The 14406-nt window shown below is 69.8% G+C and carries 6 protein-coding genes; 3 read left to right on the top strand and 3 right to left on the bottom strand.

The window, feature by feature from the left end:
• Nucleotides 1-15: 15 nt before the first annotated feature.
• The 3 genes from RT97_RS07325 to ppc all read right to left on the bottom strand — a co-directional run bounded on the left by RT97_RS07325 (nucleotide 16) and on the right by ppc (nucleotide 11439).
• Nucleotides 16-8211 (bottom strand): GH36-type glycosyl hydrolase domain-containing protein, encoded by an 8196-nt coding sequence (locus RT97_RS07325; RefSeq protein ID WP_042578132.1) that lies wholly within the window; start codon nucleotides 8209-8211, stop codon nucleotides 16-18.
• Nucleotides 8208-8426 carry a hypothetical protein gene (locus tag RT97_RS07320; protein ID WP_042578131.1) on the bottom strand — a complete coding sequence of 73 codons (219 nt, stop codon included), beginning with the start codon at nucleotides 8424-8426 and terminating at the stop codon, nucleotides 8208-8210. Before RT97_RS07320 ends, RT97_RS07325 begins: the two co-directional genes overlap by 4 nt.
• 169 nt (nucleotides 8427-8595) lie before the next feature.
• The gene (gene ppc, locus RT97_RS07315) at nucleotides 8596-11439 is read right to left on the bottom strand and encodes a phosphoenolpyruvate carboxylase (RefSeq protein WP_042578130.1); all 2844 of its coding nucleotides are present in this window, start codon (nucleotides 11437-11439) and stop codon (nucleotides 8596-8598) included.
• An 83-nt stretch (nucleotides 11440-11522) separates the two neighbouring features.
• Between ppc and hemC the strand changes: the two genes are divergently transcribed.
• The 3 genes from hemC to RT97_RS07300 are packed head-to-tail and all read left to right on the top strand — an operon-like array spanning nucleotide 11523 to nucleotide 14345.
• The gene (gene hemC / locus RT97_RS07310; protein ID WP_042578129.1) at nucleotides 11523-12449 is read left to right on the top strand and encodes a hydroxymethylbilane synthase; all 927 of its coding nucleotides are present in this window, start codon (nucleotides 11523-11525) and stop codon (nucleotides 12447-12449) included.
• 16 nt (nucleotides 12450-12465) lie between these two features.
• A complete protein-coding gene (locus RT97_RS07305; protein ID WP_042578128.1) occupies nucleotides 12466-13248 on the top strand; it encodes a uroporphyrinogen-III synthase in 783 nt (260 codons plus the stop codon).
• Complete coding sequence (locus RT97_RS07300) at nucleotides 13245-14345, top strand: uroporphyrinogen-III C-methyltransferase (RefSeq protein WP_042578127.1); 1101 nt, start codon at nucleotides 13245-13247, stop codon at nucleotides 14343-14345. Before RT97_RS07305 ends, RT97_RS07300 begins: the two co-directional genes overlap by 4 nt.
• Nucleotides 14346-14406 lie beyond the last annotated feature (61 nt).

Genomic DNA, 14406 nt, shown 5'->3' with positions numbered 1-14406 from the left:
ATGGGCCCGCGGACCTTAACCCACCCGCAGCACCGCATCCGCCGGCAGTGCCTGCCAGTCGACCCATTCACCGACCGCCACATGGTGCGTGGGGGTCGCAGCGACCTCCGGCGCGCCCCATTGCAGCGTGAGGTGGCGTCCACCCAGCCGCAGTGCGATCTCGAAACCCGGCCAGTGCGCGGGCACGTGCGGCGTCAGCGAGAGCTGCCTGCCCTTCACGCTCAGCCCCAGCAGCGTCTCGACCGAGGCGCGGTGCAGCCACGCCGCCGAGCCGGTGTACCAGCTCCAGCCGCCCCGGCCCACGTACGGCGCTGCACCGTAGATGTCGCCCGCCATCACGTAGGGCTCCAGTTCGTAGGCCGGCCCGCGCTCCGGATTCGCCGCGCGGTGCGCCGGGCTCAGCCCCTCGAAGCTCTGCCATGCCGCCTCGTGGTCGCCCTGCAGCGCCTGCGCCATCAGCGCCCACACCGCGCCGTGCGAATACTGCCCGCCGTTCTCGCGCACGCCCGGCGGATACGCCTGGATGTAGCCCGGGTTGTTGGTCGAGTGCGCGAAGGGCGGCGTCAACAGGCGCAGCAGGCCCGCCGGTTCGTCGTGCAGGTGCTTCTTGATGGCGGCCATCGCCGGGCCAGTGTGCGCCTCGTCCGATGCACCCGAGAGCACCGACCACGCCTGCGCGATCAGGTCGATGCGGCACTCGTCGTTGGTCGACGAGCCCAGCGGCGCTCCGTTGTCGAAGAAGGCGCGGCGGAACCATGCGCCGTCCCAGCCCGCACCGTGCAGCGCGGCGATCCAGCCTCGGCGCGCCTCGGTCCAGCGTGCAGCGCGCTCGTGCTCGCCGCGCGCCTCTGCGATCGGCGCGTAGTGCGCCACCACGCTGCACAGGAACCACGCGAGCCACACCGATTCGCCGCGGCCCTCGTTGCCCACGCGGTTCATGCCGTCGTTCCAGTCGCCCGTGCCCATGAGCGGCAGGCCGTGCACGCCGGTCTTGAGGCTCCGGTCGATGGCGCGTGCGCCGTGGTCGAACACGGTGGCCGTTTGGCCGTTGTTCTGCGGTGCGTAGTAGGCGTCTTCGGCGCCGTCGGGAATCGCGGGGCCTTCGATGAAGCCGACCACCTGGTCGAGCAGCGAGGCATCGCCGGTCACCTCGACGTAGTGGGCCGTCGCGAACGGCAGCCACAGCAGATCGTCCGAGAAATGCGTGCGCACGCCCGCGCCGCCGGGCATGTGCCACCAATGCTGCACGTCGCCCTCGGGGAACTGGCGCGCGGCGTTGACCAAAATCTGCTCGCGCAGCCGTGCCGGATCGGTGAGCGCGAAGGCCATCGCGTCCTGCAGCTGGTCGCGAAAGCCGAAAGCGCCGCCCGCCTGGTAGAAGCCGGCCTTCGACCAGAGCCGGCAGGCCAGCGTCTGGTAGATGAGCCAGCGGTTGACCATCGCGTCGAACAGCGGATCGGGGGTGCGCACCGCAAGGCGGCCCAGCAGCTCGTCCCAGAAGCTGCGCACCTGTGCGAAGGCATCAGGCACGTCGCGCTGCCGCCAGCTATGTGCCAGGTCGAGCGCCGCCTCTGCGGTGTCGGCATGGCCGAGCACGAAGGTGAATTCCGCGGTCTCGCCGGCACCGACGATGAATTCGCCGCCGATGGCCGCGCAGGCATCGAGCCCGCTGCCCGCTCGCCGCGCCAGTGTCTCGGGCACCTCGACGATGCCGTGGCCAGCGAAGAACTCGTTGCGGTCGCAGGTCCATTGCGTAGCCCCTGACAAGCCGGCGAGCAACAAAAAGGCCGTGCTGCCGCCGAAGCCGCCGCCCGATTCGCGCTGCTGGCCGAACACCGCCGGCTGGTCTTCGGGCTTCCAGCAATGCACGGTGCGCCGCTCGCCGCGCGCCGCACCCATCTGCCACTCGACCATGCCGAGCGCGCGCAGACGCCGCGCGCCGGCGCCCTCGTTGTGCACGCGCACGTGCACGAGCTTCACGGCATCGTCGCGGTCCGCGAAGAAGGTGGTCTTGAGCGTCAGGTTGCGCAGCCGGCATTCGAAAACCGAGTACCCCTGGCCGTGCCGCACGCGGTGGCGCACGGCTTCCGAACCGCTCACGCCCTGGCCGGCCGGCGTGAGCGGCAGCAGCTCGCGCGTGGCCAGGTCCTGCAGCAGGTAGTGCTCGAACGACGGGTCCTGCACCGGGTCGTTCGACCACGGCGTGACCTGGTGCATGCGGCTGTTGCCGGCCCAGGTGAAGCCCGTGCCCCACTCGGACACCTGGAAGCCGAAGTTCGAATTGGCGATCACGTTGATCCAGGGGCGCGGCGTGCGGTTGTCCATGTCGACGTCGAATCGGAACTCGCCGCTCTCCGCATCGAAGCGGCCGGCGGGCGCCGTCATCGGCAGCGTCGCAGGTTGGGCCGAGTGGGCCGCGGCCGAGCGCATCAGCAAGGGCGTGCGCTGCGGCACCGGCGCGCTGCTGTCGTCGGCAATCGTCGGGCTGCGCGCTTCGTGCAGCGCGGCCACCTGCACTTCCAGGGCGCGCCCGTCGGCCGTGAACACGACCCGTGCGAGCGTGGAGAGCGCGGCCTTTTCCGACGGCGCCACCTCGTGGTCGCGCAACAGGTAGAAGCCGGCCGTGTCGTTGCGTGGAAAACTGTTCTGGGTCTGCTGCTGCACGCGGGTGCGCAGCGTCTCGATCTCGCGCTGCAGCGGCATCAGGTAGGAGTTGGGCTCGCTGTTGAGCACCACCAGGTCGCAGGCCACGCCGCCGAACCCCCACCACGGTTGCGCGCGCAACAGCGTGTTGATGAGCCCCATGCCGTTCATCGAGTGGATGTAGACCAGCACGATGGGCTTGTCGCCCGAGATGCCGAAGCGCCAGATCTGCCGCAGGTCGATGAGCCCGCGGTCCTTCATCACGCGCGGCGTGGTGTAGGTGAGGATGGTCGTCAGGTCCTGCAGCGCGAGGTTCTGCGCGGGCGCGATGCTCAGGTCGCGCAGCCGCACCTGCGCCAGCGTGGCGGCCATGCGCGTGGCGCGCTCCACGTGCATCGGCTGCAGGTAGCGGTCGATGCTGGGCATCAGCGCCTCGATGCTCTCGTCGGCCGCGGTCGCGAAGCTCAGGCGCGCGGTGGCGCCCGGCGCGATCGACAGGCGCACGCGCAGGCACGCGATCGGGTCCAGGCCGTTCACCGGCGTGCCGTTGACCTGCAGCGGCTGCGCATCGAGCGCGGGGCTCGCGAGCGAGCGGTTGCGGCCGATGAAGGCGCGCCGGTCGGTCATGCAGTCGATCGAGAGCACGTGCGCATCGACCGAAGCGACGAAGTGCGCCGCCGCCACCACCGGGTCGCCGTGCAGCCGGGGCTTGCGCGACATGAGGAGCGCGCGCCAAGCGGGCTCCCAGCGCGACTCGACGAACAGGTTCGCGAAGGCCGGATGCGCCTCGTCGGCCTTGGGGTTCGAGAGCACCGGCTCGAAGTACGAGACGAGTTCGAGCGTGCGCGTCTCCTCGCCCGAGTTGTGCAGCGAGATGTTGCGCAGCTCGGTGTCGTCCTCGGGGCTGATGAGGACCGTGGTGCGCACCTGCAGGCCGGGGCCGGCCGCATCGAACTGCACCTGGTCGGCCAGAAAGCGGGTGCGGTAGAGCCAGTCGGCGCCGGGCGCGGGCAGGGCGGTGAGCGAGGTGAGCTCGCGCTGCCCTTCGTCGCGGATGTAGAAGAAGGTGCCGTGGCTGTCGCGCAGCGGGTCGTCGCGCCAGCGCGTCACGTTGAACGAGCGCCATCGGCTCACGCCCGCGCCGTTGGCGCGCAGCGCGACCGTGTAGCGGCCGTTCGAGAGCAGGTGCGTGGGCTGGAAGCCGGCGGCCATCGGATCGACCAGGCGCGGCTGGAACAGCGGCGCCAGTTCGGTCTGGCTGGGCTCGGGCGGCGTGCGCGGATCGGCGCTGCCGATGATCTGCCGCGGCGTGCGCTCGTGCAGCAGCGACTCGTGCGCCTGCACCAGCGCGGCGCTGCCGAACCAGCGGCGCGGCCCGTCGGCGCACAGCACGTTGCACAGCGCCACCAGCGACATGCCCTGGTGGTGCGCCATGAAGTTGCGCACCACGGTGAAGTCCTGCCCCTCGGCCTGGCGCGTGGTGGTGAAGTCCACCGCGTCGTGAAAGCCGAATTCGCCGCGCGCGCCGAGCGATTCGAGCCGTTCGAGATTGGCCACCGCCGCTGCCGGCGCCAGCACCGCGGCCATCACGCTTGCATAGGGCGCCACCACACGGTCGGTGGGCGGCGTGCGGCGCAGCGCGAGGCGGGGCACCCCGAAGGGCGAATACTGGTAGGCGAGCGAGTGGTCCTGCGCGAAGTAGGCCGACTCCGAAACGCCCCAGGGCAGGTTCTGCGCGCGGCCGAAGGCCTGCTGCTCGGCAATGGCGGCGGTGTTGGCCACCTGCAGCAGGCCGTCTTCGGGCTCGGACATCACGAGCGCGGGCATGAGGTACTCGAACATCGAGCCCGACCACGACTTCAGGCTCGGCTCGAAGCCCACCAGCAGGAACGGCCGGCCAAGCGCCATCCAGTGGCGGCGCGGCACGTCGCCCTTGGCGATCGCCAGGAAGCTCAAGAGGCGCGACTCGGAGGCCAGCAGGTCGTAGTAGCTCGCGTCCAGCACGTTCTCCTCCACGCGCAGGCCGATGTGGAAGAGGTGGCGCTTGGCGTCGTAGAGGCCGCTGAAATCCATGCCGGCGTGCAGTGCGTCGCAGCGCTGCGCGAGCGCTTCGAGTGCGGGTGCCTCGTGGCTTTCGCAGCCCTCGGCCGAAAAGGCGCGGCAGGCCTGCGCCACTGCCACGAGGTGGCCCGCGAAGTTGCCGCTGTCGACGCTGGAGACGTAGTCCGGCGGCAGCGGCCTGAGCGTCTGCGTGTCGTACCAGTTGAAGAGGTGGCCCTGGTGCTTCTGCATGCGATCGACAGTGTCGAGCGTGGCGGTGATGCGCGCGAGCAGTGCGGCCGTGTCGATCCAGCGGAACTCGCGCGCGCAGCACGCCGCCAGCAGGTACATGCCGATGTTGGTCGGCGAGGTGCGATGGGCAATGGTGGGCTGCGGCTCCAGCTGCAGGTTGTCGGGCGGCAGGTGGTTGTCGTCGGGGCCGACCACGCGCTCGAAGAACATCCAGGTGTCGTGCGCGAGCTTCTCGAGGTAGCTGCGCTGATCGGCGCTCAGCGGATCGGGCACCTGGGCATCGACACGGCTGCTCCACCACGCGGCGACGGGCGCGAGCGCCCAGACGACGAACAGCAGCGGGCCGATCACCGGGTACGCGCTCCAGTGCGCCGCCACCGCGAGCGCAATACAGATTGCGCTGCTCAGTGCACCGCTGCGCAGGAACGGCAGCAACTGCTGGCTGGACTGCGCCTGCGCCTGCGCGGCGGTGGTCCACTGCAACAGGTGCTTGCGGCTCACGACCAGCCGCCACGTCGCGAGAAAGGCAGCGTCGAGCAGGAGGCGCGTCTGCGCCGCGAGCTGCACGAACTGCCAGGCCGCGCCAGCCATGGCGCGCAGCAGTTCGACCGCGCCCACGTCGAAGAAATGGCGCAGCTCGATCGCGCGCCGCGTGGGCACCAGCCCGGCGAGCGCGCCGAGCAGCGGCCCGAGCGTGAGCGCCGAGCCGACGGCCGCCAGCGCCCAGCCGAGCGGCATGGCCTGCGTGAAGATCACCAGCACCAATAGCGCGAAAGAAGCCGGCACCACCTGCGAGCGGCGCAGGTTGTCGGCCATCTTCCAGAGCCCCAGCGCGTCGATGCCGAAACGCCGGGCGCGCCACATCAGCGGCAGCAGCTGCCAGTCGCCGCGCACCCAGCGGTGCACGCGCGAGGCGGCCACGCCGGCGTGGTGCGGATGGTCTTCGACCAGCACCACGTCGCTCACCATCGCGCAGCGCGCGACCGTGCCTTCGAGCAGGTCGTGGCTGAGCACCGCGCTGTCGGGAAGGCGGTCGTTGAGCGTGGCGTGCACTGCGCGCACGTTCAGGAGGCCCTTGCCGGTGAAGGAGCCGCTGCCGAACACGTCCTGGTAGATGTCGGAGGCGCCGCTGCCGTAGGGGTCGAGCCCGCACTGCCCGGCGAACATCCAGTGGTAGGGCGAGCGCTCGTTGCGCATCGGAAAGGGCGTGACGATGCGCGGCTGCAGGATGCCGAAGCCCGCGACGACGCGGCGGCTTTCTGCATCGACTTCGGGCGCGTTGAGCGGGTGCGCTGCGATCGACACCAGGTCGCGCAGCGCGCCGGGCGGCAGGCCCGTGTCGCTGTCGAGCGTCAGCACATAGGGCGTGCGCCCTGCGGCCAGTTGCTGGCCCGGCGCGAGCGGCAGGAAGCCGCCGGCATCGCCGGTCGCGAGCAGGCGCACCAGCATCTCCAGCTTGCCGCGCTTGCGCTCCCAGCCCATCCAGCGTTCTTCGGTGTCGCTCCAGGTGCGCGGGCGGTGCAGCACGAGGAAGCGAGGCGCTGCGCCGTCGGCTGTGGGGTATTTCGCGTTGAGTGCGGCGATGTGCCGGATGGCGTCGTCCAGCAGCGGCGCGTCTTCGGGCAGCGAGGCTTGCCGGGCGTCGGCCCAGTCGGTCAGGAGGGCGAACTGCGCGTGCTGCTCGCGGTTGGCGAGCCAGTGCAGCTCGAGGCGGTGCGCGAGCTGCGCGTTGTTCGCGGCCGAGGTCAGCAGCGTGGGAATGACGACGAGCGCACGGTGCCGCTCGGGAATGCCGGCCGCGAAGTCCAGCCGCGGCAGCGCCTGCACGCGCACCGACTCGGCCATGATCCGCTGCGCCAGCGCGATCAGCGCTTCCGAGAGGGGCCACGCGAGCAGCACGAGCGCGGCCACGGTGGTCCAGTCGCCGCGGTGCGCGAGGCCATGCACCACGGCGAACAGCAGCAATGCGGTGCCCACGGCCACGGACGAGAGATAGGCCGGCAAACGCCAGCTTCGATGGCTGCGCGCAGGTTGGATGGGAATCGCGCGGCCATTGCCGCCCGCCTTGCCATCGGACTCCAGCGCGGCGATCAGCGCAGGGCGCCCCTGGCCGAAAAGGTAGTAGCCGGCGGTGCCGTCGGCACGGTCGGTCTCGGCCGCGGCATCGTCGGCCGGCGCGCTTGCGGCCATGCGCACGACGGCCTCGGCCACTTCGCGCTCGGGCTGCTCGGTGTCGCGCGCCACGCGCTCCATGGCGTGCGTGATCTGCTGGCGCGTGCTCTCGCTCTCGCTCGCGAAGCTGGGCAGTTCGCGCAGCACGCGCAGCGACCGGCTCACCGGCTCGATCAGGTCGCTCCACTCGACCTGGCCGATCATGCGCAGCGTGGTGATGATGTTGCCCACCGTGAGGTTGGCCGCGGCCTGGGCGTTCTGCGCGTCGTTGATCAGCGCCGGGCCGTTGGGGCAGTGCTGCTCGGTCCAGCGCACCAGCGCCGGCATGTTCTCGCCGTGCTCGACCGGCAGGCGCTGCCAGAGCTGCGTGAGGTAGTTGTCCTGAAGGCCGTGGCTCTGCAGCGCGCGGTAGAGCACGTCGAGATCCTGCGCGGACAGATGCGGCGCGGCATCCCAGGCGGCATGCGCGATCTCGCGCGCGACCTTGTTCTCGGCAATGCTCTCGGCCACGCGGCGCAGGTTTTCCAGCAGCACCACGCGCAGGGTGGTGGGCAGCGCCCAGAGTTCGCCGAGCGTGAGTTCGTCGATGTCCTGGTAGGCGTTGAGGAAGGCGGTGAACAGCGTCTTGTTGAGCACGCTGTCGGTGTGCGCCACATAGGCCCACGCGATGCCGTACACGCGCGGCAGGCCCGCGAGCGGCGGCGTGGCCAGCTTGGGCAGGCGCGCGTAGTAGCTGCGCGGCACGCCATCGTGGATCTGCTGGAGCTGCGCCTCGACCAGGTGGAAGTTGTCGAGCAGCCATTCGGCCGCCGGCGACACGTAGCGGCCGCTCTGCGAGATCCGCGCGATGTAGTCGAATGCGGCGCGCAGGGACTCGAGGTTCTCGTCGACGCGCGGAAAGAAAGGCGCGACTTCGCCAGCGCGGCGGCGGTCGTCTTCCACCACCTGCGCGCGCGCGAGGCTGTGGCCGTGCTGCTCGAAACGTTGGGCACCGAAGAGTTCGGCGCGGATCGGAAGGGCTACGGGGTCATGCGGACCCAGAAGCAGGGTCCGGGCGTAGTGACTGAGCCCCTGGAGGCGGTCGACGACGGCTGCGGCGCTCAAGCGATCGAGAAGAGACCGATGACGAGGACCACGGCCATGCAGGCCATCGTGACGATGCGGCCCGCAGCGAGTGCGCGCACACGTTGCATGTGGCTTCGCACCGAGAACCATCGCCCGTGGGCACGCGCGCAGTGGCGCATGTGGGAAGCCAAGGCTTCGAAATCGTCGCTGACGAAATCGACTTGCGAATGGGTAAGGGACTGCGGGACTGACATGCAACGGGCTCCTGTGAAACGACTTCGAGCTGCCGCGCGATTGCGAGAACTGTGAACGTGTCCGACCGTACTCTTTTAAATGACCTTACGGGTTCCTCATTGGCGACTGTGGATGTAGGAGAGGGCGCACAAGGCGCCCTCTGTCTTGGTGCTCGACGCCTAAAAAAAGTCAGCCCGTGTTGCGCAGGCCCGCCGCCACACCGTTGATCGAGATGTGGATGCCGCGCTGCAGCCGCTCGCCGCCGTCGCCCGCTCGGTAGCGGCGCATCAATTCGACCTGCAGGTGATGCAGCGGATCGATGTACGGAAAGCGGTGCCGCACCGAGCGCTGCATCTCGGCATTGCCTTCGAGCCGCTGCCTGGCGCCCGTGATGAGCGTGAGCGCATCAGAGGTGCGGTGCCATTCGGCATCGATCATCGAGAACACCTTCTGGCGCAGCTTGCGGTCGGTCACGAGCTCGGCGTAGCGCGAGGCGAGCGCCAGGTCGCTCTTGGCGAGCACCATGTCCATGTTCGAGAGCAGCGTGCGAAAGAACGGCCACTGCGCGTACATGCGCTGCAGCAGCGCCACGCGCTCCTTCTTGCCAGCGGCGTTGCCGGCCGAGGCGAGGAACTGCTCCACGCCCGAGCCGAAGCCGAACCAGCCCGGAATCGTGAGCCGGCACTGGCCCCAACTGAAGCTCCAGGGCACCGCGCGCAGGTCGTCGATCTTGTGGCTCGGGTTGCGGGATGCCGGGCGCGAGCCGATGTTGAGCTCGGCGATTTCGCGGATCGGCGTGGAGCCGAAGAAGTAGTCGCCGAAGCCCGGGGTCTCGTACACCAGCTTGCGGTATGCAGCCATGCTCGCGGACGAGAGTTCGCCCGCAGCCGAGAGGAAGGCGGCGGGGGCCGACTTGCCCTGCGGCAGCAGCGTGGCCTCCAGCGTGGCGGCCACCAGCGTCTCGAGGTTGCGCCGGCCGATCTCGCGGTTGGCGTACTTCGAGCCGATGACTTCGCCTTGCTCCGTGAGGCGGATCTGGCCGCGCACCGTGCCCGGCGGCTGCGCGAGGATCGCCTGGTAGCTCGGGCCGCCGCCGCGTCCCACCGTGCCGCCGCGGCCATGGAACATGCGCAGCCGGATGGGGTTGGCCTTCTTCTTGTTGAGCTCGTCGAAGAGCGACACCAGCGCGATGCCCGCGCGGTACAGCTCCCAGTTGCTGGTGAAGATGCCGCCGTCCTTGTTGCTGTCGCTGTAGCCGAGCATCACGTCCTGCTCGGCGCCCGAGCGCTCGATGAGCGCCTGGATGTTCGGCAGCGCGTAGAAGGCGCGCACGATGGGCGCGGCGTTGCGCAGGTCTTCGATGGTCTCGAACAGCGGCACCACGATCAGGTCGCACACCGCGTTGGTGGCCATCGCGCCGCGCAGGAGCCCCACTTCCTTTTGCAGCAGCAGCGCTTCGAGCAGGTCGCTCACCGTTTCGGTGTGGCTGATGATGTAGTGGCGGATCGCCGCTGCGCCATAGCGCGCACGCGCGGTGCGGGCGGCGGCGAAGATGGCCAGCTCGCTCCTGGCGAGCGGCGAGTAGTCGGCGTCGGGCACGCGCAAGGGGCGCGCATCGTCCAGCAGCCTGAGCAGCAGCGTCTGCTTGGCCTCCTCGGCGAGCGACGCATACGAGGGCTCGATGCGTGCGGTGGCCAGCAGTTCGGCGATCACCGCCTCGTGCTTGTCGGAGCTCTGGCGCAGGTCGACGGTGGCGAGATGGAAGCCGAATACCTCCACCGCGCGGATCAGCGGCCGAAGGCGTTGCGCCGCGAGCACGCTGCCGTGCTTTTCGTCGAGCGACTCTTCCACGGTCCGCAGGTCGGCGAGGAATTCCTCGGCCTTCGCGTACGGGTTCTGCGGCGCGACGGCGTGGCGTGCAGCTTCGCCGCCGGTGAGCTCGCGCAGCGTGGCCGCCAGGCGCGCATACACGCCGGTGAGCGCGCGGCGGTAGGGCTCGTCCTTGCGGTGCTCGCTGGTGTCGGGCGAGCGCTCGGCCAGCGCCTGCATCTCGACCGACACATCGACCAGCGTGGCCGAGAGCGAGAGCTCGCCGCCCAGGTAGTGCACCTCGGTGAGGTAGTGGCGCAGCGCCAGTTCGCACTGGCGTCCGAGGGCGTATTCGAGCGTCTCGGCGGTGACGTTGGGGTTGCCGTCGCGGTCGCCGCCGATCCACTGGCCCATGCGAAGGAAGGGCGCGACCGAGGGCGTGTGGCCGCCTTGCACCAGGGCCTTTTCGAGGTCGGCGTACACGCGTGGAATCTCGCGCAGGAACGTGGCTTCGTAGTAGCTCAGCGCATTCTCGATTTCATCGGCCACGGTGAGCTTGGAGAAGCGCAGCAGGCGCGTCTGCCAGATCTGCGTGACGCGCGTGCGCATCTGCGTTTCGTTCTCGGCAAGCTCGAGGGGCGAGAGCGCGTCCTTTCCGCCCGCATAGGCGTTCTGGCGCAGCTTGATTTCGTCGCGTGTGGTGAGCAGCAAGGCAATGGCGCGCTCGGCATCCAGGATGCTCTTGCGCTGCACTTCGGTCGGGTGCGCGGTGAGCACGGGCGAGACGTAGCTGTGGGCGAGCGAGGCGACGATCTCGTCGGGCTTCACGCCGGCCTTGCGGATGCGGGCGAGCGCAGTCTGCAGGTCGCCATCGGCCAGCACGCCTTCGCGATCGGCCTCGGTGCGGCGGCGGATCTGGTGGCGGTCTTCCGCAAGGTTGGCCAGGTGGCTGAAGTAGGTGAAGGCGCGGATCACGCGCACCGTCTCGGCGGCGCTCAGGCCCTTGAGCAGGTTTTTCAGCGCACGGTCGGCCGCTTGGTCGGCGTCGCGGCGAAAGGCCACCGACAGGGTGCGGATCTTCTCCACCAACGCATAGGTCTCGTCTCCTTCCTGCTCCCGGATCACATCGCCGAGGATCCGGCCCAGGAGCCGGATGTCGTCGATCAGTGGCTGGTCTTCGGCCTGGCGGCGCTTGGGAGGAGCAGGGGTCTTGCTGGCTTTCATTCGATGTTGTTCCTGGGACTTGAATGGACGCGCCGCCTGCGTTGCTGCGGCGCAACATGCTAGCATTCCGGCGGTCTGGAAACATGTACTTTTTGGGAGCGGTCTTGAGCAATATCGTGATCGCGACGCGCGAAAGCCGGTTGGCCCTTTGGCAGGCCGAACACGTGCAAGCGCTTTTGCAAGAACGGGGCCACACGGTGAGCCTCCTGGGCATGACGACCCGTGGCGACCAGATCCTCGACAAGAGCCTGAGCAAGGTCGGCGGCAAGGGCCTCTTCGTGAAGGAACTCGAAACGGCGATCGAAGACGGGCGCGCCGACATCGCGGTGCATTCGCTCAAGGATGTGCCGATGGACCTGCCCGAGGGCTTCGTCCTGGCCTGCGTGCTGGAGCGCGAGGACCCGCGCGATGCGATGGTCTCCACCCGCTACGCCTCGCTCGACGAACTGCCGCACGGCGCTGTGGTCGGCACCTCCAGCCTGCGCCGCGTGGTGCTGCTCAAGGCCAGGCGGCCCGACGTGCGCATCGAGCCGCTTCGCGGCAACCTCGACACGCGCTTGCGCAAGCTCGACGAAGGACAGTACGACGCGATCATCCTGGCGGCCGCGGGCCTGAAGCGCCTTGGCCTGGAAGACCGCATCCGCGTCGCCTTCGAACCCGACGACATGCTGCCGGCCGCGGGGCAGGGCGCATTGGGCATCGAGGTGCGCGCCGATCGCACCGACCTCATCGAATTGCTGGCGCCGCTCGCGCATCGCGGCGACTGGCTCTCCACCGCCGCCGAACGCGCCGTGAGTCGCACGATGGGCGGCAGTTGCTCGATGCCGCTCGCGGCGCACGCGCGCTGGCAGGCCGATGGCAGCCTGCGCATCGATGCCGCCTGGGGCGACCCCGAAGGCAACGCGCCGCTCGTTCGCGTTCATGCGCAGGCCGAGGTCGGCGACTTCACACGCGCCGACGCGCTCGGCGAACACGCCGCCGCGCTGCTGCGCGACGCAGGCGCTCACTGAAACCCGTGGTCGCCGGATGACTGCGCGGCCCGTCATCGTCACGCGGCCCGCACGCGAGGCGGTGCAGTGGGTCGACGACCTGCGCGCCGCCGGACTCGAAGCCGTCGCACTGCCGCTGATCGTCATCGAGCCGGTCCGCGATGCCGAGCCGTTGCGCGCGGCCTGGCGGCAGCTCGAGGACTACGCGGCGCTCATGTTCGTCAGCGCAACGGCCGTCGAGCATTTTTTCCAGAGCAGGGATGCGGGTTCGTCCGACGAGGCGATGGCCGGCCGCCGCTTCTGGGCCACCGGCCCCGGCACGACGCGCGCCCTGCTGCGTGCCGGCGTGCCGCCCGAAGCCATCGACGCACCGCCGCCCGAGGCCACGCGCTTCGATTCGGAGGCGCTGTGGGAGCGCGTCCACGGCCAGGTGTCTGCCGGCGTGCGCGTGCTGATCGTGCGTGGCGGCGACGAGGCAGGGCAGCCCGCCGGGCGCGACTGGCTCGCGAAGGAAATCGATGCGGCGAGCGGGCATCGCGACACCGTGGTGGCCTATCGCCGCCTGCCGCCGTTGTTCGATGTCAGACAACATCAGCTGGCCGTCGATGGTGCGCAAGGCCGCGCGATCTGGCTCTTCAGCAGTTCCGAGGCGATCGCCAATCTGCAGCGCGCGATGCCCGGCACCGACTGGCATGCCGCGAGCGCGGTCGCCACGCATGCACGCATCGGCGAAGCCGCGCGCGCTGCGGGTTTTGGTGCGTTGCGTGTGTGCACACCCCTGCGGGATGCGTTGATCGCGTCGATAGAATCGTTGGCATGAGCGCCGCGTCCCCGTCAGACGACCTTTCTCCTTCTTCTCCCGCTGCCGCAACGGCGCCGGTGCCCGCCACGCTGGCGCCGCACCAGACGCCCGCCGCCATGGCCGCCGCGGCCACCTTGCTGTCCCGCATCGGCTTCGGCCTCGTCGCCCTGGTGGCGCTGGCCGCGCTGGTGATGACCATCACGCTGTGGAACAAGGTCGGCGGCATGAAGGAGCAGCTCGCGCGCCAGAGCGCCGACGCCACCGCCCAGTCGATGGAAGCGCGCACGCTGGCGCGCCAGGCCAGCGACACGGTGCGCGATGCCGCGGCCCGCGTGGCCCTCATCGAAACCCGCGTGGCCGAAGTCGCGCTGCAGCGCTCGCAGCTCGAAGAGCTGATGCAGAGCCTCTCGCGTTCGCGCGACGAGAACCTCGTGGTCGACATCGAATCGGCCGTGCGCCTCGCCCTGCAGCAGGCCCAGGTCACCGGCAACGTCGAACCCCTGCTGGCCGCGCTGAAGGCCGGCGACCTGCGCATCTCGCGCGCCGCGCAGCCGCGGCTCGCACCGCTGCAGCGCGCCATGCAGCGCGACGCCGATCGCCTGCGCACCAACTCCAGCGTCGACAGCGCCGAGGCATTGCAAAAACTCGACGAGCTGATGCGCAACGTGGACGACCTGCCTGCGATCAACGCGGTGGCGGTGCGCGGCACGGGCGTCAACGCCTGGCAGCCGGAACCGATCCCGGCCGATGCGCCGTGGTGGCGGCGTGTGCTGCTCACGGTGCGCGGCGAAGCCCGCTCGCTGGTGCGCGTGGGGCGCATCCAGAGCCCCGAGGCCATCCTGCTGGCGCCCGAGCAGACCTACTTCCTGCGCGAGAATCTGAAGCTCAAGCTGCTCAATGCGCGCCTTTCGCTGCTGTCGCGCCAGGTCGAGGCCACGCGCGCCGAACTGGCCCAGGTGACCGCATCGCTCAATCGTTATTTCGATCCCGCGTCGCGCCGCACGCAGGCAGCGGCCACGCTGCTGCAGCAATTGCAGGCGCAGGTGAAGACCACCGAGCCGGCACGCGTCGACGACACGCTCGCAGCACTGGCCACCGCGGCCGCAGGGCGCTGATGATGACCTCCCGGCTTTTCACTCGCTTCGCTCCGTGCAGTTCGCCACCCCCCGAGCGGGA

The organism is Variovorax paradoxus (genome assembly GCF_000834655.1).
Classification (GTDB): Bacteria; Pseudomonadota; Gammaproteobacteria; order Burkholderiales; family Burkholderiaceae_C; genus Variovorax; species Variovorax paradoxus_F.
This window is presented reverse-complemented; position numbering and strand designations above follow the sequence as displayed.